Annotated in this window: 18 protein-coding genes and 4 tRNA genes; 5 read left to right on the plus strand and 17 right to left on the minus strand. The window is 60.0% G+C overall.

All coding sequences use genetic code 11. The features are described from left to right. Nucleotides 1-2 precede the first annotated feature (2 nt). The gene (gene truA / locus KRR23_RS24425; protein ID WP_173860009.1) at nt 3-857 is read right to left on the minus strand and encodes a tRNA pseudouridine(38-40) synthase TruA; all 855 of its coding nucleotides are present in this window, start codon (nt 855-857) and stop codon (nt 3-5) included. Between the two features lie 182 nt (nt 858-1,039). On the opposite strand from truA, the gene KRR23_RS24430 reads away from it, so the two are divergent. Then, entirely contained in the window at nt 1,040-1,699 is a 660-nt protein-coding gene (locus KRR23_RS24430; protein WP_216744581.1) for a M24 family metallopeptidase, read from the plus strand. Between the two features lie 226 nt (nt 1,700-1,925). On the opposite strand, the gene KRR23_RS24435 is transcribed toward KRR23_RS24430, so the two are convergent. From KRR23_RS24435 to leuC, 7 genes are all read right to left on the minus strand, one after another. Continuing rightward, a complete protein-coding gene (locus KRR23_RS24435) occupies nt 1,926-4,538 on the minus strand; it encodes a FimV/HubP family polar landmark protein (RefSeq protein ID WP_216744582.1) in 2,613 nt (870 codons plus the stop codon). Between the two features lie 206 nt (nt 4,539-4,744). Continuing rightward, nucleotides 4,745-5,755: an aspartate-semialdehyde dehydrogenase gene (locus KRR23_RS24440; protein WP_216744583.1), complete on the minus strand. Its 1,011-nt coding sequence runs from the start codon at nt 5,753-5,755 to the stop codon at nt 4,745-4,747. Nucleotides 5,756-6,002: 247 nt separating this feature from the next. Continuing rightward, nucleotides 6,003-7,115 carry an aspartate-semialdehyde dehydrogenase gene (asd, locus tag KRR23_RS24445; RefSeq protein WP_019692674.1) on the minus strand — a complete coding sequence of 371 codons (1,113 nt, stop codon included), beginning with the start codon at nt 7,113-7,115 and terminating at the stop codon, nt 6,003-6,005. 67 nt (nt 7,116-7,182) lie between these two features. Beyond that, the gene (leuB, locus tag KRR23_RS24450) at nt 7,183-8,265 is read right to left on the minus strand and encodes a 3-isopropylmalate dehydrogenase (protein ID WP_054596621.1); all 1,083 of its coding nucleotides are present in this window, start codon (nt 8,263-8,265) and stop codon (nt 7,183-7,185) included. Nucleotides 8,266-8,330: 65 nt separating this feature from the next. Then, nucleotides 8,331-9,098 carry a class I SAM-dependent methyltransferase gene (locus KRR23_RS24455; RefSeq protein ID WP_103319182.1) on the minus strand — a complete coding sequence of 256 codons (768 nt, stop codon included), beginning with the start codon at nt 9,096-9,098 and terminating at the stop codon, nt 8,331-8,333. 145 nt (nt 9,099-9,243) lie between these two features. After that, nucleotides 9,244-9,888 (minus strand): 3-isopropylmalate dehydratase small subunit, encoded by a 645-nt coding sequence (gene leuD / locus KRR23_RS24460; protein WP_216744584.1) that lies wholly within the window; start codon nt 9,886-9,888, stop codon nt 9,244-9,246. A gap of 11 nt (nt 9,889-9,899) precedes the next feature. After that, a complete protein-coding gene (gene leuC, locus KRR23_RS24465) occupies nt 9,900-11,318 on the minus strand; it encodes a 3-isopropylmalate dehydratase large subunit (RefSeq protein ID WP_216744624.1) in 1,419 nt (472 codons plus the stop codon). A gap of 149 nt (nt 11,319-11,467) precedes the next feature. On the opposite strand from leuC, the gene KRR23_RS24470 reads away from it, so the two are divergent. Both KRR23_RS24470 and KRR23_RS24475 read left to right on the plus strand, forming a co-directional pair. After that, nucleotides 11,468-12,358, plus strand: coding sequence for a LysR family transcriptional regulator (locus KRR23_RS24470; RefSeq protein ID WP_216744585.1), 891 nt, complete (start codon nt 11,468-11,470; stop codon nt 12,356-12,358). 69 nt (nt 12,359-12,427) lie between these two features. Continuing rightward, nucleotides 12,428-15,718 carry a PAS domain S-box protein gene (locus KRR23_RS24475; protein WP_216744586.1) on the plus strand — a complete coding sequence of 1,097 codons (3,291 nt, stop codon included), beginning with the start codon at nt 12,428-12,430 and terminating at the stop codon, nt 15,716-15,718. A gap of 281 nt (nt 15,719-15,999) precedes the next feature. Here KRR23_RS24475 and KRR23_RS24480 read toward each other — a convergent pair whose 3' ends face one another. The 9 genes from KRR23_RS24480 to gltX all read right to left on the minus strand — a co-directional run bounded on the left by KRR23_RS24480 (nt 16,000) and on the right by gltX (nt 21,310). Beyond that, the gene (locus KRR23_RS24480; RefSeq protein ID WP_216744587.1) at nt 16,000-16,959 is read right to left on the minus strand and encodes a tRNA-dihydrouridine synthase; all 960 of its coding nucleotides are present in this window, start codon (nt 16,957-16,959) and stop codon (nt 16,000-16,002) included. Nucleotides 16,960-17,052: 93 nt separating this feature from the next. Then, the gene (locus tag KRR23_RS24485; RefSeq protein ID WP_216744588.1) at nt 17,053-17,490 is read right to left on the minus strand and encodes a thioesterase family protein; all 438 of its coding nucleotides are present in this window, start codon (nt 17,488-17,490) and stop codon (nt 17,053-17,055) included. A gap of 47 nt (nt 17,491-17,537) precedes the next feature. Beyond that, nucleotides 17,538-18,371, minus strand: coding sequence for an alpha/beta fold hydrolase (locus KRR23_RS24490; protein ID WP_216744589.1), 834 nt, complete (start codon nt 18,369-18,371; stop codon nt 17,538-17,540). A gap of 29 nt (nt 18,372-18,400) precedes the next feature. Next, on the minus strand, nt 18,401-18,940 hold the full coding sequence (locus KRR23_RS24495; protein WP_216744590.1) for a TetR/AcrR family transcriptional regulator: 540 nt from the start codon (nt 18,938-18,940) through the stop codon (nt 18,401-18,403). A 182-nt stretch (nt 18,941-19,122) separates the two neighbouring features. Beyond that, nucleotides 19,123-19,198, minus strand: a tRNA-Glu gene (locus KRR23_RS24500). 80 nt (nt 19,199-19,278) lie between these two features. Beyond that, a tRNA-Ala gene (locus KRR23_RS24505) sits at nt 19,279-19,354 on the minus strand. Nucleotides 19,355-19,407: 53 nt separating this feature from the next. Beyond that, nucleotides 19,408-19,483 (minus strand) — tRNA-Glu (locus tag KRR23_RS24510). A 79-nt stretch (nt 19,484-19,562) separates the two neighbouring features. Beyond that, nucleotides 19,563-19,638: transfer RNA gene (locus tag KRR23_RS24515), tRNA-Ala, on the minus strand. Nucleotides 19,639-19,828: 190 nt separating this feature from the next. Then, on the minus strand, nt 19,829-21,310 hold the full coding sequence (gene gltX / locus KRR23_RS24520) for a glutamate--tRNA ligase (RefSeq protein ID WP_216744591.1): 1,482 nt from the start codon (nt 21,308-21,310) through the stop codon (nt 19,829-19,831). Between the two features lie 231 nt (nt 21,311-21,541). On the opposite strand from gltX, the gene KRR23_RS24525 reads away from it, so the two are divergent. Together KRR23_RS24525 and KRR23_RS24530 are read left to right on the plus strand one after the other, a co-directional pair. Further along, nucleotides 21,542-22,588 (plus strand): HlyD family secretion protein, encoded by a 1,047-nt coding sequence (locus KRR23_RS24525; protein ID WP_216744592.1) that lies wholly within the window; start codon nt 21,542-21,544, stop codon nt 22,586-22,588. A 49-nt stretch (nt 22,589-22,637) separates the two neighbouring features. After that, nucleotides 22,638-24,128: an MDR family MFS transporter gene (locus KRR23_RS24530; RefSeq protein ID WP_216744625.1), complete on the plus strand. Its 1,491-nt coding sequence runs from the start codon at nt 22,638-22,640 to the stop codon at nt 24,126-24,128. Nucleotides 24,129-24,249 lie beyond the last annotated feature (121 nt).

Here is a 24,249-nt window from a genome sequence, read left to right on the forward strand (position 1 = left end):
CGTCAGCCGTCAAGTTCCGAGAAGCCGGTCAGGAAGTGCGGACCGATGTAACGCTCGGGCAACTCGAACTCGTCGCGGTACTCGACCTGCACCAGGTACAGCCCGAATGGATGGGCCGTGACGCCACCGGTACGGCGGACCCGGCTTTCCAGCACTTCTTTGGCCCACTCCACCGGACGCTCACCGGCACCGATGGTCATGAGCACGCCGGCGATATTGCGCACCATGTGATGCAGGAACGCACTGGCGCGGATATCCAGCACGATCATCTTGCCGTGCCGGGTGACGCGCAGGTGATGGATTTCCTTGATCGGCGACTTGGCCTGACACTGCCCGGCACGGAAAGCGCTGAAATCGTGGGTACCGATCAGATGTTGCGCCGCCTCGGCCATGCGCTGGACATCCAGCGGCCGGTGATTCCAGGTGACCTCTTCGTTGAGGTGCGCCGGACGGATCTGATCGTTGTAGATCACATACCGATAACGCCGGGCAATCGCCTTGAAGCGCGCATGAAAGTGCGCGGGCATGACCTTGGCCCAACTGACACTGATGTCGTGGGGCAAGTTGATGTTGGCGCCCATGACCCAGGCCTTCAATGAACGGTCGACCTGGGTATCGAAATGCACCACCTGGCCACAGGCGTGCACGCCGGCGTCGGTACGACCCGCGCAGTGCAAGGACACCGGCGAGTCCGCGACCTTCGACAGCGCTGTTTCGAGGGCTAGCTGCACGGTGGCCACACCGGACGCCTGACGCTGCCAGCCGCGGTAGCGCGAGCCTTTGTATTCAACGCCCAACGCGATCCGGAAAAAGCCGTCGGCCGCCATTTCGGCGGCCGGGTTATCTATATTTGCCAAGGAATGACAGCCTGCTGATCTACGCAAAGGCGGGCATTATAAGGCCGTGGTGCCGGGACGCCATGTTCATGGTGTTTTTTGTTCGAGCCCCGATAAGCGATTTGACATTTGCATGCGCCGTCGCAGTTTCGCTATATAGATAAACACATAACGAAAACCAAAAACCTGACGAGACCTGACACATGAGCGCCATACAAAAGGAAGCTGTTGGATTGGCCTACAGCCTGGAGGGAATGCTCCATGCCAAACGCAAGACCTGGGAAGCCATCGAAGAAATGGCCAGCCGGATAAAACCCGGCATGCTCGAGTCCGAAGCCCTGCAGATGGGACTTGAAGTACTGACCGGACTGGGCATGGACCGCATCTGGCACCCGACCAAGATCCGCTTCGGCGAGAACACCCTGAAAACCTTCAAGCAGCCTTCCAGCGGCGATCCGGTGCTGGGCGAAAACGATATTTTCTTCATTGACCTCGGTGTCGTGTGGGATCGCCACGAAGGCGACTGTGGCGCCACGTTCACCACCGGCAACGACCCTGAAATGCAGGCCTGTGCAGCGGCAGCGAAAACCCTGTTCGATCAGGTCCACGACTATTGGCGAACCCACCAGGTCGCCGGCCCCGAACTGTATCGCTACGCAGAAGAACAAGCGTCCGTGATGGGCTGGGTGTTGAACCTGGACATCAAGGGTCACAGGGCCAGCGATTTCCCCCATGCAATCTATCGCGCAGGGGATCTGGGCAATTTCGACGCCTGCCCGAATGTGGGACTGTGGATCCTCGAAATTCAGCTGGCCCACCCTACCCGACCGTTCGGTGCGTTTTACGAAGACTTGCTGGCTTAAGGTGATGCACTTGTGGCGAGGGAGCTTGCTCCCGCTCGATTGCGAAGCAGTCGTAAAGCCTTCTGGCGAGAAGTACCTGAAAGAGTGCGATTACAGATTTCGGGGTCGCTTCGCAACCCAGCGGGAGCAAGCTCCCTCGCCACGGGTTATGTGACCAATCCCTAAACCCCCGAAACAAAAACGGCAGCCTCGATGGGCTGCCGTTTTCGTTATGCGTTACCGGTCATCAGGCCATACGCGCCAACATGTCCTTGGCTTCGCTCTTCTGACCGTCATTACCCTCGCTGAGCACCTCACCGAGGATGTCCCGTGCGCCGTCGTTGTCACCCATGTCGATGTAAGCCTGCGCCAGATCCAGCTTGGTCGCGACTTCGTCAGTGCCCGCGAGGAAGTCAAACTCAGGCTCATCCATCCCGATCGCCGCATCTTCAGCGGTGAAGCTTGGCTCGGCGATAGGCGGATGCTCCAGGCTACCGGACAAACGATCCAGCTCGGCATTGACATCGTCCAGTTCGGACATGAAGTCGTCCGGCTCAGGCTTGGCTTGAGCATCGAGCTCATCCGCCAGGGACAGGTCGAAATCCGCCGGCAACTCCAGATCATCAAGCGCCGCCTCTGTGACCGCTGGCGACTCGGCCGCTGGCAGATCTTTCAGATCGTCGTCGAGGTTGAGTAGGAACTCGTCGTCAGCCAGGGTCGAATCCGGCACGTCGCCACCCAGATCCAGGTCGAAATCCGACAGGTCATCCAGACTGTCCTTGGCTTCGGTCTGCTGCTGCAGAACGGATTCGAAACTCAGATCGTCGTCGAGCGGAAAAGCGTCCAGTTCCAGCGTCGGCTCTGGAGCGACTACTGCGGGCGATGCAGCTTCCAGATCGTCCAGGCTCAGGTCGAAGGCACTGTCGAAGTCGTCATCGGCAGGTGCCGGGGCTGGTGCGGCTTCAGGTTCCGGGGCTGGCGCTTTAGGTTCCTCGTGCAGCAGGTCCTTGACGTACTGCGCATCCAGCTCGGCGGCAACCGCTGCGGCGGCGATGCCGCCAACAGCTGCCACGGCAACCATCGCCGGAAAGCGGCTTTTCAGCTGTTCAACGTCAGCATGATTTTTGCCATTGGCAACCAGCTGACGCTCTTGCGCCACGAACGCACTGCGATCGCCCTGCTGGCCGTAGACTTCCATCAGCTTCAAGCGCAGGTCGCTGCGTTGCGGCTCTTGCTTGATACCCTCTTCAAGCAGGCTGGCAGCCTGATTCAAACGCCCGGCATTGATGTGCGACTGGGCTTGCGCCAGGACATCATCCGAACGCTCGGCCGCCGGCGCGACCAATGGTGCAGCAATCGGCGGCGTCACTACCACCGGCGCCACGACTGGAGCTGGAGGCGTTGCAAGCTTGACGACTGGTGGCGGCACTTCGAGGCCTTCGAAGCTGCTTTCCGGCAGATCGAGATCTTCCGTCAAGTCCGACTCTTCAGCCAACGCCTTCGCCATGCGCTTGTGCTTCTCGGCTTCCTGCTGAGCCTTGCGCCGACGTGCCAGCAACAACAGCAGCAACAGCACCACCACCGCACCGCCACCCACCAGACCCAGGAGTATCGGATTGGTCAGCAGTTCGTTGTACTTTTGCTCATCACTCGCTGCCGGGGTTGCCTGAATCGGCGCCTCGGCAGGCACTGCGGCCGGCGTTGCCTCTGGGGTTACCGCGGGTGCAGGCGCCGCCGCTGGCTGGGTAACCAGATCAGCCGAGATCGACGCCGAAGGTTGAGCAGCAGAGTTTTCCCCCGCGCCTTCTGCTTGCATCTTGGCCAATTGATTATTTTTCAGCTCGATCAAGCGCTGGAGTTTGTCCATCTGACTCTGCAAGTCAGTTATGCGGCTTTTCAGCTCGGCATTGTCACGACGAGTCGTATCGAGGCCTTCCTGGGCTACCGCCAGCTTATTGCCGATGGCCTTGCTATCGCCCGCTGCACCTTTACCACCTTTCTTGCCGGATTCGGCCGAGACCAGGCTCAACTTGTCCTTGGCAGTGCCTTGCGGCGCGACCACATCATGCCCGCGCTTGGTTGCATCAAGCTGTTGCGCCTGCGCCCGGTGAACCGAGCGGCGCCCTTGACGCCAGGCCGTGTTCTGCGCGGCGACTTCGGCAATGGCTTTAGGCTGCGGCAAGCTGGTGCTTTGCGTGGCGTCCGGCAGGCGCAAGACCTGACCGGTTTTCAGTCGATTGATGTTGCCATCGATAAAGGCGTTCGGGTTCAGCGCCTGAATCGCCAGCATGGTTTGCTGGATCGAGCCGCCATTGCGTGCTTTCGCGGCGATTTCCCACAAGGTGTCGCGCGGCGTCGTGACGTGCTGCTTAGGCTTGCTCGCGCCAGTCACTGGTGCGTTGATCGCCGGCGCTTGAGCCGGTGCGGATTGCGCAGCAGCGTCAGCCGTCTGCGGCGAGAATTTGGACGGATCGAGCAGTACGCTGTAGTCGCGCAGCAGTCGGCCGCTTGGCCACATCACCTGAACCAGGAATTTCACCATCGGCTCGGAGAGTGGCTGACTTGAAGTCACCCGCAGGATGCTTTTACCGCTGGCATTGAGCACTGGCGTAAACGTCAGGTCATTGAGGAACGCCTGACGATCAACCCCGGCCTTGGCGAAATCATCGGCCGACGCCAGGCTCGGCACCACTTCGGCAGCGGTGAGGTCCTTGACGTCGAGCAACTCGATTTCTGCCACCAGGGGTTGGTTCAGGGTCGACTTCAGGGTCAATTCCCCAAGCCCGAGGGCATGCGCCATACCGGAGGACAGCGCCGAGGCGGCCGCTATTGCTAACACCAGTTTGCGAACTTGAACCATAGCCTCATCCTTTGTTGAACTTTCCTCGGCAAGCGAGAAGGTGTTGATACCGCTGCCGTAAGGCATTGCGCGCAGCCTCGAAGAGTCTCTGCGCGCGCTTATTTCACTGATGCCCTTGGAAGCCCCTGATGGCGGCTCGCCTCCAGCATTCAGGCCTTGCGGCCTGTACGACTAGAATAAATTTGCAAATTGTTGCCAAGTATCTTTTACACAAGGTCTTTTATCAACAACTCAGCCACCTGCACCGCATTGAGTGCGGCGCCTTTGCGTACGTTATCTGACGTCAGCCACACATTAAGTTCCGCCGGATCGTCGATACCGCTGCGAACCCGACCGACGTAGACCACGTCCTGCCCTACCGCATCACCTACCGGCGTCGGGTAATCGCCCGCCTCGACCAGCTCGACACCCGGCGCCGCCTCAAGCGCAGCATTCACCGCCGCCAGGTCGACAGCCTTGGCTGACTGCAAGGTCACGCTAAAGCTATCGCCGAAAAACACCGGGGCTTGAATGCAAGTGACAGAAATCTTTAATAAAGGCTGTGCCATGACCTCGCGCAGCTCTCGAACCAGGCGTTTTTCCAGCAGCGTATGGCCCTGAGCATCCGGCATGCCGACTTGTGCCAGCAGGTTGAAGGCCATTTGCCGATCAAAGAAACGCGGTTCCAGTGGGCGAACATTCAGCAGCTCTGCTGTCTGCCGTGCCAGCTCGGTGACTGCTTCGCGGCCCTGAGCGGAAACGGCCAGGCTGGCAGTGACGGTCACTCGCTGCAGGTCGAGCAATTCGCGCAATGGCGCCAGCACCACGGCCAGGGTGGCGGCCGATGCACTTGGACTGCTCACCTGAAATGGCTTTTTCAAGCCGGCCAGCACTTGGCTGTTGGCTTCCGGCACCACTTGCGGCGCTTGTTCGGCCGGCAAGGCACCCGACAAATCAATCAACGCGCAACCGGCGGCAGTGGCACGCGGCGCAAAGCTCAGGGTGACCGCAGGACCGGCGGCGAAGAACACCAGCTGGACCTTGCTGAAATCAAATTCGTCGACTTCCCGCACCCGTACGTTCTTGCCACGAAATGGCACCGAATGCCCCGCCGACTCACTGCTGGCCAGCAGGTGCAGGTTGGCAACCGGGAAGTCACGCTCTTCAAGAATCTGGACGAGGGTTTCGCCGACAGTACCGGTGGCGCCGACGACGGCGATATCAAAGGACTGGCTCATGGTTCTACCTCAGGCGAAACGGGGGAGCGGCACTTTACCGGGTGGCTGGCACGCAGGCAATTCACCGCAACACCGATCGTTCCCACGCTCCTGCGTGGGAACGCCTCAATGGACGCTCTGCGTCCGCTTTTGGGACGCGGAGCGTCCCGGGCTGCATTCCTTTGCTGCGCGTGAGAACGATCAATTGGCCCGAAATAAAAAACCCGCAGCTCTTTCGAGAGGCGGGCTTTTTCATTACATCAGCGAATCAACGTTCCAGCAGAATCCGCAGCATGCGACGCAGCGGTTCGGCTGCGCCCCACAGCAGTTGGTCGCCGACGGTGAAAGCACCGACGAACTGCGAACCCATGTTCAGCTTGCGCAGACGGCCAACCGGTACGTTCAGGGTGCCGGTGACCTTGGTCGGGCTCAGCTCCTGCATACTGATTTCGCGCTGGTTCGGCACCAGCTTGACCCATGGGTTGTGCTGGCTGATCAGCCCTTCGATATCGGCGATCGGCACGTCTTTGTTCAGCTTGATGGTCAGCGCCTGGCTGTGGCAACGCATGGCGCCGATGCGCACGCAGATGCCATCCACCGGGATCGGGCTCTTGAAGCGACCGAGGATCTTGTTGGTCTCGGCCTGGGCCTTCCACTCTTCGCGGCTCTGACCGTTCGGCAGCTCTTTGTCGATCCACGGGATCAGGCTGCCGGCCAATGGCACGCCGAAGTTTTCAGTCGGGTAGGCATCGCTGCGCATGGCTTCGGCGACACGACGGTCGATGTCGAGGATGGCGCTGGCCGGATCGGCCAGTTGATCGGCGACAGCGCCGTGGGTCACACCCATTTGCTTGATCAGCTCACGCATGTGCTGCGCGCCGCCACCGGAGGCCGCCTGATAGGTCATGGCGCTCATCCACTCCACCAGACCGGCTTCGAACAGACCGCCCAGGCCCATCAGCATCAGGCTGACGGTGCAGTTGCCGCCGATGTAGTTCTTGGTGCCCGCGTCGAGTTGCTGGTCAATGACCTTGCGGTTCACCGGGTCCAGAACGATTACCGCGTCATCCTGCATGCGCAGGCTGGAAGCGGCGTCGATCCAGTAACCCTGCCAGCCGGCTTCGCGCAGTTTCGGGAAGACTTCGCTGGTGTAGTCGCCACCCTGGCAGGTCAGAATCACGTCGAGGGTTTTCAGCTCTTCAATGCTGTAAGCGTCCTTGAGCGGAGCAATATCCTTACCCACGGACGGGCCTTGGCCACCCACATTGGAAGTGGTGAAAAACACCGGCTCAATAAGATCGAAATCCTGCTCTTCCAGCATCCGCTGCATGAGCACGGAACCGACCATACCGCGCCAACCGATCAGACCTACACGTTTCATCGCAACTACACCTTTTACAAAAAGTGGGCTCGCTTGCCGGCATCAGCGACAAGCGGGGCCAGAGAGATTACAGATTCCGCAGCGCTGCGACTACTGCGTCGCCCATTTCCTGCGTACCTACTTTCACGCAACCCGGCGACCAGATGTCACCTGTGCGCAGCCCTTGGTCCAACACCAGGCTGACGGCCTTTTCGATAGCGTCTGCGGCCACCAGCTGGTTGAAGCTGTAACGCAGCATCATCGACACCGACAGAATCGTCGCCAACGGGTTGGCGATGCCTTTACCGGCGATGTCCGGCGCCGAACCGTGGCACGGCTCGTACATGCCTTTATTGTTGGCATCCAGCGAGGCCGACGGCAACATGCCGATGGAACCGGTGAGCATCGAAGCTTCGTCGGACAGGATATCGCCGAACAGGTTGTCGGTGACGATCACGTCGAACTGCTTCGGTGCACGCACCAGCTGCATGGCGGCGTTGTCGACGTACATGTGGCTCAGCTCGACGTCCGGGTAGTCCTTGGCCACTTGCTCGACGATTTCGCGCCACAGCTGGCTGGACGCCAGAACGTTGGCCTTGTCGACCGAGCAGAGCTTCTTGCCGCGTACGCGCGCCATGTCGAAACCGACGCGGGCGATACGGCGGATTTCGCTTTCGCTGTATGGCAGGGTGTCATACGCCTGACGCTCGCCATTCTCCAACTCGCGCACGCCACGCGGCGCGCCGAAGTAGATACCGCCGGTCAGTTCACGGACGATCAGAATGTCCAGGCCTGCGACGATTTCGGCTTTCAGGCTCGACGCTTCAGCCAGTTGCGGGTACAGGATCGCCGGGCGCAGGTTGCCGAACAGGCCCAGTTGCGCACGAATCTTCAACAAGCCGCGTTCTGGACGAATGTCACGTTCGATGGTGTCCCATTTCGGACCGCCCACCGCACCCAGCAGCACCGCATCGGCAGCGCGCGCACGGGCCAGGGTTTCGTCGGCCAACGGCACGCCGTGCTTGTCGATGGCTGCGCCGCCGATCACGTCGTGGCTCAATTCGAAGTCCAGTGCAAACTTGTCGTTGGCCAGTTCCAGCACCTTGACCGCTTCGGTCATGATTTCCGGGCCAATACCGTCACCTGGGAGAATCAGAATCTGCTTGCTCATGCGTTCCTCATGTCATCAGTCGGCGCGCTCATGGGCGCGCCCGGAAAAATTCCAGCGCTCGGCGCTTATCGTTCAGCCATCAGCACCAGCACATCGGTGCTGAACGAACCATCGGCTTCAATCTCGAAATACTCGCGCACTTCATTGCCCATCGCCTGCTGCAATTCGCGGATCGCCACGCGCAACGCTTGGGGTGTACGCATGCGCTCGACCCAGGAGTTGTACTCCAGGCGCAGCCGCTGGCGCGTGGTGCTACGGGTATGCAACCCCGCCTCGCTGACCTGGCGCAACCACTCCCCGGCGGAATAATCACGCACGTGGCTGGTGTCGCGCAGCACTTCAACACTTTGCAGGTAAGTGTCGAACAACGGACTGCCCGGCGACAAGACATCAATAAATACTGCTACCCCTCCCGGCTTGAGCACTCGGCGCACTTCGCGCAAGGCCAGGCCAAGGTCGCTCCAATGGTGCGCCGAATAACGGCTGAAGACGAAATCAAATTCACCCTCGGCAAACGGCAAGCGCTCCGCCGCACCCAGCACGGTGGTCACATTGTTCAGACCACGATCAACCGCGGCGCCAGCCACCACGTCGAGCATCTGCTGCGACAGGTCGTAGGCGACCACTTCCTTGACCAGCGCAGCCACATGAAAACTCACATGACCGGCGCCGCAGCCCAGGTCCAGCACTCGCGCATCACTGCGACCCGCCAGCTCGGCCTGTAGCAGTGCGAATTCGGTGCCCTGTGCGTGTACTGCACTGCTCAGGTAGGCGGCAGCCTGTTCACCGAATTGCTTTTGTACTACGTCGCTGTGCTGGGCAGTGCTGGTCATGATGACTTCCTTAAGGGGTGAGTCTTGAGTTGTTTGTGCAGGCTCGATCGCGGGCAAGCCTTGCTCCTACAATGGATCTGTGGCGCTCACAAATCCCGTGGCAGCCGAGCTTGCTCGCGATGGCGTCATTACGCCTTACACACAATCACGCGTCGCGGAACAACCATGGCTGGCTGGCGCGGTGCTTGGCTTCGAATGCGGCAATCGCATCGCCGTCCTGCAAGGTCAGGCCGATATCGTCCAGGCCGTTGAGCAGGCAGTGTTTACGGAAAGCATCGATTTCGAAACTCAGGACCTTGCCGTCAGGACGGGTCACGGTCTGGGCCTGCAAGTCGATCTGCAACTGGTAGCCCGGATTGGCTTCCACTTGCGCAAACAACTCGTCGACTTCAGCGTCGCTCAGGATGATCGGCAGCAAGCCGTTCTTGAAGCTGTTGTTGAAGAAGATGTCGGCGTAGCTCGGCGCGATGATGCTGCGAAAACCGTACTCTTCCAGGGCCCACGGCGCGTGCTCGCGGCTCGAACCGCAGCCGAAGTTTTCCCGGGCGAGCAACACGCTGGCACCTTGATAACGCTCGGCGTTGAGCACGAAGTCCTTGTTCAGCGGACGCTTGGAGTTGTCCTGATACGGTTGCCCGACATCCAGATAACGCCACTCATCGAACAGATTCGGACCGAAACCGGTGCGTTTGATCGACTTCAAGAACTGCTTGGGAATGATTTGGTCGGTGTCGACGTTGGCACGATCCAAAGGCGCGACAAGACCAGTGTGCTGGGTAAAAGCTTTCATGCTGCGCTCCTTCAGATCAATTCACGGACGTCGACGAAACGACCGTTGACAGCGGCGGCGGCGGCCATTGCCGGGCTCACCAGGTGCGTACGGCCACCGGCGCCCTGACGGCCTTCGAAGTTACGGTTGGAGGTCGATGCGCAATGCTCGCCGGACTCCAAACGGTCCGGGTTCATTGCCAGGCACATCGAGCAACCCGGCTCACGCCATTCGAAACCGGCTTCGAGGAAGATCTTGTCCAGCCCTTCAGCTTCGGCTTGTGCCTTCACCAGGCCCGAACCCGGCACCACAATGGCTTGCTTGATGGTCGAAGCCACTTTGCGGCCCTTGGCGATCACTGCCGCAGCGCGCAAATCTTCGATCCGCGAGTTGGTGCAGGAGCCAATGAACACGCGATCCAGTTGAATGTCGGTGATCGCCTGATTGGCGGTCAAACCCATGTATTTCAAGGCGCGGACGATCGAGTCGCGCTTGACCAGGTCCATCTCTTTAGCCGGGTCCGGCACGTTCTGATCGACGGCGATGACCATTTCCGGGGACGTGCCCCAGCTGACTTGCGGCTTGATCTGCGCAGCGTCGAGCTCAACGATGGTGTCGAACTTGGCGTCCGCATCGGACACCAGGTCTTTCCAGGCTTCGACAGCCAAGTCCCACTCAGCTCCTTTCGGCGCGAACGGACGACCCTTGACGTAGGCAACGGTCTTTTCGTCAGCGGCAACCAAACCAACCCGCGCACCGGCTTCGATGGACATGTTGCAGATGGTCATGCGGCCTTCGACCGACAACTCGCGAATCGCGCTACCGGCGAATTCGATCGCGTGGCCGTTACCGCCGGCAGTGCCGATCTTGCCGATAACGGCCAGAACGATGTCCTTGGCGGTCACGCCGAACGGCAATTTTCCTTCAACCGATACCCGCATGTTCTTCATTTTCTTGGCGACCAGGCACTGGGTGGCGAGCACGTGCTCGACCTCGGAAGTGCCGATACCGTGAGCCAATGCGCCGAAAGCTCCGTGGGTCGAGGTATGGGAGTCACCGCAGACCACGGTCATGCCCGGCAAGGTAGCGCCCTGCTCCGGGCCGATGACGTGGACGATGCCTTGACGCACGTCATTCATCTTGAATTCGACGATGCCGTATTCGTCACAGTTGTCATCGAGGGTCTGAACCTGCAAACGCGAGACTTCGTCAGCGATGGCAGCAATGCCGCCCTTGCGCTCTGGAGTCGTCGGTACGTTGTGGTCCGGGGTCGCGATGTTGGCATCGATGCGCCACGGCTTGCGCCCGGCCAGACGCAGACCTTCGAAGGCCTGCGGCGAGGTCACTTCGTGAATGATGTGACGATCGATGTAGATCAGCGCCGAACCATCGTCGCGCTGCTTGACCAAATGCGAATCCCAGAGCTTGTCGTAGAGCGTTTTGCCGGCCATCAGACGTTTCCTCATCAGCTTGTTTCTATGCCCTGGATTACTGAAGCGAATCAATAACCCCTTGGCTTGTGAGGTCGATCCTATGGGGTTACATTAAATAACTCAAATTCATAATTTTTATGCTTTGGATAACCAACTGGAATACGACCATGGACCTGGCCAACCTCAATGCTTTTATAGCCATCGCCGAGACCGGCAGCTTCTCCGGCGCGGGCGAACGGCTGCACCTGACCCAGCCAGCCATCAGCAAACGCATTGCCGGGCTGGAGCAACAGCTCAATGTACGGCTGTTTGATCGACTGGGCCGCGAAGTCAGCCTGACCGAGGCCGGACGCGCCCTGTTGCCGCGCGCTTATCAAATTCTGAATGTGCTGGATGACACGCGCCGGGCGTTGACCAACCTGACCGGCGAAGTGACTGGCCGCCTGACCCTGGCGACCAGTCATCACATTGGCCTGCACCGCCTGCCGCCCTTGCTGCGGGCGTTCACCCGACGCTATCCCGAGGTCGCGCTGGATATTCAGTTCCTCGATTCGGAAGTCGCCTACGAGGAAATTCTTCACGGCCGCGCCGAACTGGCGGTGATTACCCTGGCACCCGAGCCACACACGCTGGTGAAAGCCACGCCGGTATGGGACGACCCGCTGGACTTTGTGGCGGCCCCCGAACACTCGCTGATCAGTAACGGTGCGGTCAGCCTGGCCGATATCGCTCGTCATCCGGCGGTTTTCCCCGGTGGTAACACCTTTACCCACCACATCGTGCAACGACTCTTCGAAGCCCAGGGGCTGACACCGAACATCGCGATGAGCACTAACTATCTGGAAACTATCAAGATGATGGTTTCCATTGGCCTGGCCTGGAGCGTGTTGCCACGCACCATGCTCGATGATCAAGTGGCACGCATTCCTTTACCGGGCATACAACTCACTCGCCAGCTAGGCTATATCGTGCACACCGAACGGACGCTGTCGAATGCTGCACGGGCTTTCATGGCCTTGTTGGACGCACAAATCGATTTGCCAGGGAGTGAAGGCTAAGTTGTGCTAATCCTTAAAGGTTGAAAATCCCAGCGCCAAACACCCAATTCAGCCCAAGGCTTGTTACCCATGCCCAAATCTGCTGACCGCACTCGCTCACGCACGCCCCCAATGCCGCGCATTCAGGCGCTCGATCCGCGTACCTCGGAGCAGAGTTGGGAGAGCGCGCCACAACTGCTCGCCGCCTTGAACGGTGCACGCTTGGGGGCCTGGTACTGGGACATTGAACGCGGGCTGATCAGTTGGTCACGTGGGACTCAAGCCCTGTTCGGGTTTGACCCAAAAAAGCCACTGCCGGCCGACCTGGAATACCTGGATCTGCTGCCGGTGGAGGATCGCGCCAAAACCCTGCGAGCCTTTAACGCCGTAGTGGCCGGTGCACCGCTGGAACAGGCGATGCATCACCGGATCCGCTGGCCCGACGGCAGCCTGCACTGGCTGGAGATCAACGGCAGCCTGATACCGGACAAACAAGGCCGGCCACGGATGATCGGGGTAATCCGCGAGATCACCCATCAACGCCAGCGCGAACAGGCCCTGAGCAGCTCGGAGAAACGTTTCGCAACACTATTTCATCTATGCCCGAACATGGTGCTGCTGACCCGTCAGGAAGACGGCCTGATCAGCGAAGCCAATCAATACTTCGAAAGCCTGTTTGGCTGGCCCGTGCATAGCGTGATCGGCCGCACGACACTGGAGCTGGGCCTTTGGGTGAACCCGGAACAACGCGCCAAACTGGTCAAGGCAACCAAGGCCAAGGGCGAGCTGGTCAGCATGGAGGTGCAGTTTCGCGCCAGTAACGGCCAGGTCCACGATGGCATTCTCAGCGCGCAAAAGGTTGAACTCGAAGGCCAGCCCTACCTGCTCAGCACTTTCCTCGACACCAGCGAACGCAAGCTCGCCGAGCAAGCGCTCAAAGACAGTCAGGAGCGCCTGGACCTGGCCCTCGACTCGGCGCAACTCGGCACCTGGGACTGGCACATTCCCAGCGGCATGCTCTATGGCTCGGCCCGTGCCGCACAGCTGCATGGCCTGGACCCGGTGCCCTTTCACGAGCCCTTCGATGCGTTTTTCGAAGGCGTGCCCGACGATGAGCGCGACAGCATGCGCGACGCCTATCGCAGTTTGCGCGAAGGCCCGGCTGGTAATTATCAACTGACCTACCGCGTGCAATTGCCCGACGGCAGTTCGCGCTACCTGGAAAGCCGTGCACGGCTCTATCGCGATGAGTCCGGCGTCCCCCTGCGCATGGCCGGTACGTTGCTCGACATCACCGACCAGGTGGAGCGCGAGCAGCGCCTGATCACCTCCGAAGAAAAATTCGCCAGCCTGTTCCAGGTCAGCCCGGACCCGATCTGCGTGACGCGCCAGGACACCGGTCAGTTCATCGAGATCAACCCCGCCTTCACTCAGATCTTCGGCTGGACCACCACCGACGTCATCGACCGCAGTGCCGACGAGATTGGTCTCTGGGACGCTTCGGTGAAGCGTCAGCAACGCATCGAGCAGGTGATTCGCGAACAGGCGCTGAACAACGTCGCAATCATTGTTCACCACAAGGACGGGCAACCCTTGACCTGCGTGATTTCCAGCCGTCAGATCAGCGTCGGCAACGAACCGTGCATTGTCACCACCTTGCGCGATATCACCCAGCAGCAGCGCTCCGAGGCCGCCCTCAAGGCCAGTGAAGAGAAATTCGCCAAGGCGTTTCACTCCAGCCCCGACGCCATCACCATCACCGAGCGCGACAGCGGACGCTACCTGGAGGTCAATGACGGCTTCTGCCGCTTGACCGGCTACCGCGCCGACGAAGTGGTGGGCAAAACCGTGTATCAGATCGGCATCTGGGCCGAAGAAAAACAACGCTCAAACCTGCTGGCCGCGCTGAAGGCCAAAGGCCGGGTGCATCACCAGGAAATGCTCGGCCGCAACAAGCGCGGCGAAATTCTCACCGTCGAAGTGTCGATCGAGCCTATCACCCTGAACGAGACCCCCTGCCTGCTGATGACCGCCCGGGACGTCAGCCTGTTGAAAAACGCCGAAGCGCAGATCCGTCACCTCGCCTACCACGACCCACTGACCAACCTGCCCAACCGCGCCCTGCTGATGGATCGCCTGAGCCAGCAGATCGCCTTGCTGAAACGCCATAACCTGCGCGGCGCCTTGCTGTTCCTCGATCTCGACCACTTCAAGCACATCAACGACTCGCTCGGTCACCCGGTGGGCGACACCGTGCTGAAAATCATCACTGCGCGCCTCGAAGCCAGTGTGCGTATGGAAGACACCGTGGCGCGACTGGGTGGCGATGAGTTTGTGGTGCTGTTGAGCGGCCTGGAAGGGACGCGCAACGAGGTCAGCGAACAGGTTCGCGAGTTGGCCGACACGCTGCGCGAGCTGTTGTCCGAGCCGATGTTCCTCGACGGTCAGCGCCTGCAAGTCACCCCGAGCATCGGCGTGGCCTTGATCCCCGATCACGGCTCAACCCCGACCGACCTGCTCAAGCGTGCCGACATTGCCCTGTACCGAGCCAAGGATTCGGGACGCAATACCACGCAGATGTTCCACAACACCATGCAAAAAGCGGCCAGTGAACGCCTGCGGATGGAAACCGACCTGCGCCTGGCGCTTTCGCGTGGCGAGTTCAGCGTGCAATACCAGCCTCAGGTGGACGCCCTGGACGGTCGCATTATCGGTGCCGAAGCCTTGGTGCGCTGGCGCCACCCGCGGCTGGGGGAGCAATCGCCCAGCGAATTCATCAAGGTACTGGAAGACAGCGGGCTGATCCTTGAGGTCGGCGCCTGGATCCTCGATGAGACCTGCCAGGCCTTCAGGCAATTGATCGATAGAGGCCTGATCGATCCGCTGAACTTCAGCCTTTGCGTGAACATCAGCCCACGGCAATTTCGCCAGAACGACTTTGTCGAACGGATTGAACAAACCCTGAGCAGCCATGGACTGCCGTATTCGCTGCTCAAGCTGGAGGTCACCGAAGGCATCGTGATTCAGAACCTGGACGACACCATCAGCAAGATGCGCCGCCTGAAGAAACTTGGTGTCAGCTTCGCCATGGACGACTTTGGCACCGGCTACTCCTCGCTGACGTACCTCAAGCGCCTGCCGGTGGACACCTTGAAGATCGACCAGTCGTTCATCCGCGATGCGACCAGCGATCCGAACGACGCGGAAATCATCCGCGCCATCGTGGCCATGGCCCGCAGCCTTGAATTGACGGTGATTGCCGAAGGTGTCGAGACCACCGAACAGCTCGATTTCTTGCAAGGGCTGGGCTGCCACTTGTATCAAGGCTACCTGCACAGTCAGCCGCTGCCGCTGGAGGGTTTCCTGAAACTGCTCAAATGACGGGCACAAAAAAGGGCGCCAGTGGCGCTAATACTGGTCAGTTAACGGAAAAATTCGCCGAGCACAAAACCTGTGGCGAGGGAGCTTGCTCCCGCGGGTCGGTCCGCGTTCGGGCGAAGCGCCCCTGAAATCAGCCACCGCGAGTATCCAGATGGAACGCGATTACCGGATTACGACCGCTTCGCGGCCGAGCGGGAGCAAGCTCCCTCGCCACAATTAATCACCAAGCGATAGATTGCCGTTAAGTGACCGGCATTAGCCGATGGCGCCCTTGTTCATTTTCAGGCCGCTTCAGAGACCTGGACACCCAGCAAACGCGACACTTGATCCAGCTCGGTCTCACGACGCAGGACCGTGAACAGCTCCACCGCTTCGGGATAATTGCGAGTCAGCATCGCCAGCCACTGTTTCAAGCGACCCGGCGACTGGCGCGGCGTCATCTGCGCCTTGGCTTGCAGCCAGAAGTCCTGAATCAGCGGCAGCAGCTCGGCCCAGGTCATCTCGACCACCTCTTCACCGGCCCGTGCGGCTGCGATTTGCCGCGCCAGGTCGGGGCGCGACACCAGGCCACGACCCAGCATGATGTCTTCCACGCCGCTGATTTCGCGGCAACGGCGCCAGTCTTCAACGCTCCAGATATCGCCGTTGGCGAACACCGGCACCTTGACCACTTCCTGCACCCGCGGGATCCATTCCCAATGTGCTGGCGGCTTGTAACCGTCAGTCTTGGTCCGTGCGTGCACCACAATGTGCGCAGCACCGCCCTCAGCCAATGCCGTGGCACACACCAGCGCGCCGTCGGGGCTGTCAAAACCCAAACGCATCTTGGCAGTCACCGGGATGTGTGCCGGCACTGCGCGGCGTACATGTTCGACGATTTCGTTGAGCAGCTCCGGTTCTTTGAGCAGTACAGCACCGCCGCGCGATTTGTTCACGGTCTTGGCCGGGCAACCGAAGTTCAGGTCGATCACCTCCGAACCCAGCTCACAGGCCAGCGCCGCGTTTTCTGCCAGGCATACCGGATCGGAGCCGAGCAATTGCACGCGCAATGGCACGCCTGAAGCGGTTTTGGCGCCGTTCAGCAGTTCAGGGCCGAATTTGTGGAAATAGGCAGGCGTGAGCAGTTGATCGTTGATCCGAATGAACTCGGTCACGCACCAATCGATACCGCCAACACGGGTCAACACGTCCCGCAGGATGTTGTCGACCAACCCCTCCATGGGCGCCAAAGCAATTTGCATGGAAAACACTCAACGAAAAACGTGCGGCAGTTTACTGGTTTCGGCGCGTAGAAGGTATTTCGTCAGAATGGACGGTAGCGCCCGTCCAGGCGATTAAATCGCGACGTGCAACGCCGGGCCGTAGCCTTCGATGAACTCCGCCGGCATGCGCCTCGGCTTGCCGCTGGAAAGCTCGATGCAGACAAACGTGGTTTGCGCCCGCAGCAGCGTGGCGTTGTCGCTCGGGCGTTTGAGCTGGAAGTGCCGGGTCATCTTCAGGCGCTGATCCCAGTCGACGATCCAGGTCGCCAACTGCAACTCGTCACCTTCATAGGCGGCAGCCAGGTAATCGATCTCGTGGCGCACCACGGCCATCGCCCGGTCCAAGCGCCGATATTCGGCCAGGTCCAGCCCTAGACGCTGCGAGTGGCGCCAGGCGCAGCGCTCGAGCCAGGTGACGTACACCGCATTATTGGCGTGCCCCAACCCATCGATGTCCTCGGCAGCAACCTGCAGGTCGATGATAAACGGCGTTGCCCGATCCCAGCCCATGCCCCACTCCCGGTCAGATTATTCGACCGGGGCAGTGTAACGGATGATCAGGCCGATTGGCGCGCCTGCAAGCTCCGACCGGACAGCAGCGAGAGCACGCCTTCGATCACTCGCGGATCCGCCAGCACCCGCTGATGACCACCCTCCTCCAGGCGCAACAGCCGGCTGTCGAACCAGGCGTCGTGAATCAATTGCGACTCATTGACCGAGACAAAGACGTCGTCTTCGGCGTGTACGATCAGCCCCGGCATATCCAGCTGGTAATGGGCGACATCCAGTCGTGAGGCCTGGATACCGACATCCCGTTCGATTTTGCGGATAAACGCCGAGCGCGCCTTGGGCGGCATGCGAACGTGGCGGGCAAAACCGCGCAACACGGCGAGAATCCGTGCCGGTGCGGCGATGCTGACCAGGGTTTCAGTACGCAAACCCAATTGAACGGCAAGCATCGCACTGGCGCCGCCCATGGAGTGACCGATGACTGCTTGCAACGGGGGCAGCTCCGCCGCCGCTTCGAGCATCGCCCGAGCAAAAAGCACAACGTTGGCCTCGCGACCGGGCGAACGACCGTGAGCCGGACCATCCAGCGCGACCACGGTGTAGCCGGCGTCTACCAGCGCGGTGATCAGGCTGGCGAATTGTGTCGGCCGACCTTCCCAGCCGTGCATCAGCAGCACTGTCGGGCCCTGCCCCCAGCGCAACGCTGAAAGGCCGAAGCGCAGGGTGATCCGCTCGGACTTCGCCAGCAGCGGCATTTCCCAATCACGCGGAGGCAGCTCGCGCGGCGTCATGAACACCGAACGCATCTTGCTCGCCACCCATTGCGGTGCAACCCAGCCCAAGGTGCCGTTAACGCCACGAACCCAACTTAACGTGCTCATCGCTCATCTCCAAAGGCTTGTGCTTCAGGTCATAGCACCGCCGACTTGGCGGCACGCAGCAATCGATCGGACAACTCACCGGCACCCAGCGCCCGCGCCAGGGCCAATCCACCAACCATCAGCGCCAGGTCAGCCAGCGCTTTGTCGGTGTCTTCCGGGCTGGCGGCCAACTGCGCGACCATCAGCTCGATGTGTTCATTCAAGGCCAGACGGAAATCGTCCGGCAGACGCCCCAGCTCCCCTATCGACGCCGGAATCGGGCAGGCGTGCCCGGTGGAATCACGGTGTTTGCGTGACAGGTAAAACGCAGCGACCAGCGCCCGGCGTTCTTCGCCGGTCAGCGTGGCGTCCATTTCGGCGATCATCGCCCGGCGCTGGCCGAGCAATTGCGTGAAGGCCTCCAGCATCATGGCGTCCTTGCTTTCGAAGTGCGCGTAGAAGCCGCCAACGGTAAGGCCCGCAGCCCCCATCACTTCACCCACGCTAGGCTCTGCCGGGCCGCGCTGGATCAGCGCAGAGCTGGCGGCCTGGAGAATGCGTTCACGGGTTTGAGCTTTTTTATCGTTCATCGTTGCCTCCGAATATTACGAATAGAATATTATTCTCATAATAATTTTTCACAAGTCGTTGATGTGACCGTTGGTCAGAAGAACAGCGCGGGGAGAAAGAGAGGATTGGCCAAACGCCAGACAAACAAAAGGGCCATTCAATAATTGAATGACCCTTATAAATCCCGCAGAGCGGGTAATCGTGGCGTCCCCTAGGGGACTCGAACCCCTGTTACCGCCGTGAAAGGGCGGTGTCCTAGGCCACTAGACGAAGGGGACGCAAACCCTTCTATACAACTGATCAGTGCTGAGTACTGATCGATTCAAGGCCGGTGTGGCCAGACCTTGAACTGTAAAATTGGTGGAGCTAGACGGGATCGAACCGTCGACCTCTTGCATGCCATGCAAGCGCTCTCCCAGCTGAGCTATAGCCCCGGATTTTTCGCCTCGCGGCGGAGTGACATCTTGCAACATCACTTCTGTAAAACTGGCGTCCCCTAGGGGACTCGAACCCCTGTTACCGCCGTGAAAGGGCGGTGTCCTAGGCCACTAGACGAAGGGGACGCAAACCCTTCTATACAACTGATCAACGCTGAGTGTTGATCGCTTCAAGACCGGTGTGGCCAGGCCTTGAAGTGTAAATTGGTGGAGCTAGACGGGATCGAACCGTCGACCTCTTGCATGCCATGCAAGCGCTCTCCCAGCTGAGCTATAGCCCCTCATCGCTGAGGACGGGGCGAATCTTAATGGCGCATCGGAAAGCTGTCAAACTTATTTTCAACAATTTTCAAAATTTTTTGCCGCCATAACAATCACTTACCGCCCTCCCCCCGAAAAATGGGGGGTGACGCCGAAGAGCAAGATCAAAAGATCGCAGCCTTCGGCGATTCCTGCACGGGGTCAAACACCTCAGGCGATAGCGCCCAGGAGCTTTTCCCACTCTTTGTTTTCTTTCTTCGACACGCCACCGAGCAAGTCGATGGCCTGGCGCAGACGGAAACGCGTCAGGTCCGGACCAAGAATTTCCATCGCATCCAGCACCGACACCGAGCTGGCCTGGCCGGTGATTGCCGCGAACATCAGCGGCATGGCATCACGCAGCTTCAGCTCCAGGGATTCGACCACAGCCTGAATGGTCGCCGTGATGCTGTCCTTCTCCCACTGACGCAGGCTTTCGAGCTTCCACAGGATCAACTGCATCAACTGGCGAACCTGATCGCCCGAGAGCTTCTTGGATTCGAACAGCTTGGCATCCGGGGTCACGCCACCGGCGAAGAAGAATCCGGCCAACGGTGCAATCTGGCTGAAGGTTTCAACCCGACCCTGCACGTGCGGCGCGATCTTCATCATGTATTCAGGGTTCAGCGCCCACGCCTGCACGCGACTGGCAAACTCTTCCACCGGCAGATCACGCAGCCATTGGCCGTTGAGCCATGACAGCTTCTCGATGTCGAAAATCGGCCCGCCGAGGGAAACGCGTTTGAGGTCGAAGTTGTCGACCATTTCCTGCAACGAGAACTTCTCGCGCTCGTCCGGCATCGACCAGCCCATGCGACCGAGGTAGTTGAGCATCGCTTCCGGCATGAAGCCCATGCGCTCGTAGAAGGTCACCGAGGTCGGGTTTTTGCGCTTGGACAGCTTGCTCTTGTCCGGGTTACGCAGCAACGGCATGTAGCACAGCTCTGGTTGCTCCCAGCCGAAGTACTCGTAAAGCAGGATCAGCTTCGGCGCCGATGGCAGCCATTCTTCGCCGCGCAATACGTGGGTGATGCCCATCAGGTGGTCGTCGACCACGTTGGCGAGGAAGTAGGTCGGCAGGCCGTCGGTCTTCATCAACACTTGCATGTCCATGCGATCCCACGGGATCTCGACGTCGCCACGCAACATGTCCGGCACCACGCAAACGCCTTCGGTCGGGACCTTCATGCGGATGACGTGCGGCTCGCCAGCGGCCAGACGGCGCGCCACTTCTTCCTTGGAGAGCAACAGCGCACGGCCGTCGTAACGCGGGGTTTCGCCACGGGCCATTTGTTCGGCGCGCATCTGGTCAAGCTCTTCAGCGGTGCAGAAGCACGGGAACGCGTGACCCAGATCGACCAGTTGCTGGCAGTACTTCTGATAGATATCGCCACGTTCGCTCTGGCGATACGGACCGTGCGGGCCGCCTACATCCGGGCCTTCGCTCCAGTTGATGCCCAACCAGCGCAAGGCATCGAAAATCTGCTGTTCGGACTCGCGGGTCGAACGCAATTGGTCGGTGTCTTCAATCCGCAGGATGAACTCACCGCCATGCTGCTTGGCAAAGCAGTAGTTGAACAAAGCGATGTAAGCGGTGCCGACATGGGGATCGCCGGTAGGCGATGGCGCGATGCGAGTGCGGACGGTGGTCATGGCATGTCTCGAAAGAATATAAAAAGCGGAGATGAAACAAAGGGCGAATGGTAACAGGCGTTGCCCGCCCGGCTCCAGTGAGCAGGGCATTTAAGCCAACGTTGGGGCTACAAAAGGCTCTGGCACCGCTCAACGGCTGATTATCAATAAGTGGCATTTACCGCTTATCGGCTATATGACAGATTCGAGTACTGATAAATCTCCTTACACTTTCTCGACTACAGTCTGCCCATGCCTGCCCAACTCAAGCGTCGCCTGTTTACTTTCCTGCTGATCGTCCTGCTGATTGCCGGGGGCTTCTTCGCTCAATGGTTCTTCAAGGGACGGTTTTATGAAAGCACCGACAACGCTTATGTCCAGGGTGAAATCACCCGTGTCTCCAGCCAGTTGGGCGCGCGCATCGAGGAAGTGCTGGTGCAGGACAACCAGCACGTCGAAAAAGGCCAACTGCTGATCCGACTTGAAGGCGATGACTTTCATCTCGCCGTCGACCGCGCCAACGCGACCCTCGCTACTCGCGAAGCCGAGCGCCTGCAAGCCCAGAGCAAACTGACCCAACAAGCCAGCCTGATCGCCGCCAGCGAAGCTCAGGTCGCTGCCAGCCAGGCCACCCTCGGCCGCTCGCAAATCGACTTGTCCCGCGCACAAACCCTGCGCAAACCGGGCTATGTCTCGGAAGAACGGGTGACCACCCTCTCCGCCGACAACCGCATCGCTCGCTCGCAAGTCGCCAAGGCCCAGGCTGACGCCCAAGGCCAGCGTCAACAGGTCAACGCCTTGACGGCCGAGATCAAGCGCCTGGACGCGCAGATCGCCAACGCCAAAGCCGATCTGGCGCAGACCCAACTGAACCTGACCCGCAGCGAAATCCACGCACCGATCAGCGGCCTGATCGGCCAACGTGCCGCCCGCAATGGCCAATACGTACAGGCTGGCGCTTACCTGCTGTCGATCGTCCCGGACCAGGACATCTGGATTCAGGCCAACTTCAAGGAAACCCAGATTGGTCACATGCAGCCCGGCCAGAAAGCCGAACTGACCTTCGACGCCTACAGCGACACACCGATCGAAGCCCGGGTCGACAGCCTGTTCGCTGCCTCGGGCGCGCAGTTCAGCCTGCTGCCACCGGACAATGCCACCGGCAACTTCACCAAAGTCGTGCAACGAATTCCGGTAAAACTGACCTTTGCCGCCGACAATCCGCTGCACGGCAAGATCCGCCCAGGCATGTCGGTCACCGTCAAAGTCAACATCAAAGACCCTGGCGATGGCCGGTGATCAACTGATCCGCCCGGTCGGCGAACCGACCCGCAGGGACTGGATTGCAGTGATGAGCGTGATGCTCGGCGCCTTCATGGCGGTGCTCGACATCCAGATCACCAACGCCTCGCTCAAGGACATCCAAGGCGCACTGTCAGCGACCCTGGAAGAAGGCTCATGGATTTCCACCTCGTACCTGGTGGCGGAAATCATCATGATTCCGCTCACCGCATGGCTGGTGCAACTGCTCTCGGCACGACGCCTGGCGGTGTGGGTTTCGCTGGGCTTTCTGGCCGCCTCGCTGCTCTGCTCGATGGCCTGGAGCCTGGAGAGCATGATCGTGTTCCGCGCCTTGCAGGGCTTCACCGGCGGCGCACTGATCCCGCTGGCGTTCACCCTGACACTGATCAAACTCCCCGAACACCATCGCGCCAAAGGCATGGCTATGTTCGCCATGACCGCGACCTTCGCGCCCTCCATCGGCCCGACTCTCGGCGGCTGGCTGACGGAAAACTGGGGCTGGAAGTACATCTTCTACATCAACATTCCGCCGGGGCTGATCATGATCGCCGGCCTCATGTACGGCCTGGAGAAGAAAGAAGCCCACTGGGAATTGCTCAAAAGCACCGACTACATGGGCATCCTCACGATGGGTGTTGGCCTCGGGTGCTTGCAGGTATTTCTTGAGGAAGGTCATCGCAAGGACTGGCTGGAATCGAACCTGATCGTGACGCTGGGTTGCATCGCCCTGCTGAGCCTGATCACCTTTGTGATCGTGCAGCTCTCCAAACCCAATCCGCTGATCAACCTCGGCATTCTGCGCAACCGCAACTTTGGCTTATCGAGCATTTCCAGTCTGGGCATGGGGGTCGGGTTGTACGGCTCGATTTATCTGCTGCCGCTGTACCTGGCGCAGATCCAGAACTACAACGCCTTGCAGATCGGCGAAGTGATCATGTGGATGGGCGTACCGCAGCTGTTCCTGATTCCGCTGGTGCCGAAACTGATGAAGTTCGTTTCGCCGAAGTGGCTGTGCACGCTCGGTTTTGGCCTGTTTGGCTTGGCGAGCATTCTTTCGGGCGCGCTCAACCCCGACTTCGCCGGACCACAGTTCAATCAGATCCAGCTTGTCCGGGCGCTGGGCCAGCCGCTGATCATGGTGACCATTTCACTGATCGCCACCGCCTACATCCTGCCGCAGGATGCAGGCTCCGCGTCGAGCCTGTTCAACATCCTGCGTAACCTCGGCGGCGCGATTGGTATCGCCCTGCTCGCGACCCTGCTGGATGCCCGAACCAAGACCTACTTCGATTATTTACGCGAATCGATCGTGCCGACCAACCCGCAGGTGGCCGAGCGCATGGCGAGCATGATCGATCGATTTGGCAGCGAAACGGCGGCGCTGGGCAAGCTCAGCGAGATCACCCATCAGCAGGCCTTGATCATGGCCTACAACGATGCGTTTCACTTTGTCGGGATTGCGCTGGGGGTGAGCATGCTGGCGATCCTGCTAACCAAGGCGTTGCCGCCCGGGTTGAAGGCCGGGGAAGCCCACTAAGCCTGAGACATGCACACACCTGTGGCGAGGGAGCTTGCTCCCGCTCGGCCGCGAAGCGGTCGTAATCCGGCAATCGCGCTCCATCTGAATACTCGCGGCGGCTGATTTTAGGGTCGCTTCG

Source organism: Pseudomonas sp. CVAP#3 (assembly GCF_018986375.1).
GTDB lineage: Bacteria > Pseudomonadota > Gammaproteobacteria > Pseudomonadales > Pseudomonadaceae > Aquipseudomonas > Aquipseudomonas helvetica.

Excerpts from the sequence above, each read along its gene's own strand:
- KRR23_RS24430 (WP_216744581.1), top strand. The coding sequence starts at position 1,040 with ATGAGCGCCATACAAAAGGAAGCTGTTGGATTGGCCTACAGCCTGGAG.
- KRR23_RS24455 (WP_103319182.1), bottom strand. The coding sequence starts at position 9,098 with ATGACCAGCACTGCCCAGCACAGCGACGTAGTACAAAAGCAATTCGGT.
- KRR23_RS24470 (WP_216744585.1), top strand. The coding sequence starts at position 11,468 with ATGGACCTGGCCAACCTCAATGCTTTTATAGCCATCGCCGAGACCGGC.
- KRR23_RS24475 (WP_216744586.1), top strand. The coding sequence starts at position 12,428 with ATGCCCAAATCTGCTGACCGCACTCGCTCACGCACGCCCCCAATGCCG.
- KRR23_RS24435 (WP_216744582.1), bottom strand. The coding sequence starts at position 4,538 with ATGGTTCAAGTTCGCAAACTGGTGTTAGCAATAGCGGCCGCCTCGGCG.
- KRR23_RS24440 (WP_216744583.1), bottom strand. The coding sequence starts at position 5,755 with ATGAGCCAGTCCTTTGATATCGCCGTCGTCGGCGCCACCGGTACTGTC.
- KRR23_RS24495 (WP_216744590.1), bottom strand. The coding sequence starts at position 18,940 with ATGAACGATAAAAAAGCTCAAACCCGTGAACGCATTCTCCAGGCCGCC.
- leuD (WP_216744584.1), bottom strand. The coding sequence starts at position 9,888 with ATGAAAGCTTTTACCCAGCACACTGGTCTTGTCGCGCCTTTGGATCGT.
- leuC (WP_216744624.1), bottom strand. The coding sequence starts at position 11,318 with ATGGCCGGCAAAACGCTCTACGACAAGCTCTGGGATTCGCATTTGGTC.
- KRR23_RS24490 (WP_216744589.1), bottom strand. The coding sequence starts at position 18,371 with ATGAGCACGTTAAGTTGGGTTCGTGGCGTTAACGGCACCTTGGGCTGG.
- KRR23_RS24525 (WP_216744592.1), top strand. The coding sequence starts at position 21,542 with ATGCCTGCCCAACTCAAGCGTCGCCTGTTTACTTTCCTGCTGATCGTC.
- KRR23_RS24485 (WP_216744588.1), bottom strand. The coding sequence starts at position 17,490 with ATGGGCTGGGATCGGGCAACGCCGTTTATCATCGACCTGCAGGTTGCT.
- leuB (WP_054596621.1), bottom strand. The coding sequence starts at position 8,265 with ATGAGCAAGCAGATTCTGATTCTCCCAGGTGACGGTATTGGCCCGGAA.
- asd (WP_019692674.1), bottom strand. The coding sequence starts at position 7,115 with ATGAAACGTGTAGGTCTGATCGGTTGGCGCGGTATGGTCGGTTCCGTG.
- gltX (WP_216744591.1), bottom strand. The coding sequence starts at position 21,310 with ATGACCACCGTCCGCACTCGCATCGCGCCATCGCCTACCGGCGATCCC.
- KRR23_RS24480 (WP_216744587.1), bottom strand. The coding sequence starts at position 16,959 with ATGCAAATTGCTTTGGCGCCCATGGAGGGGTTGGTCGACAACATCCTG.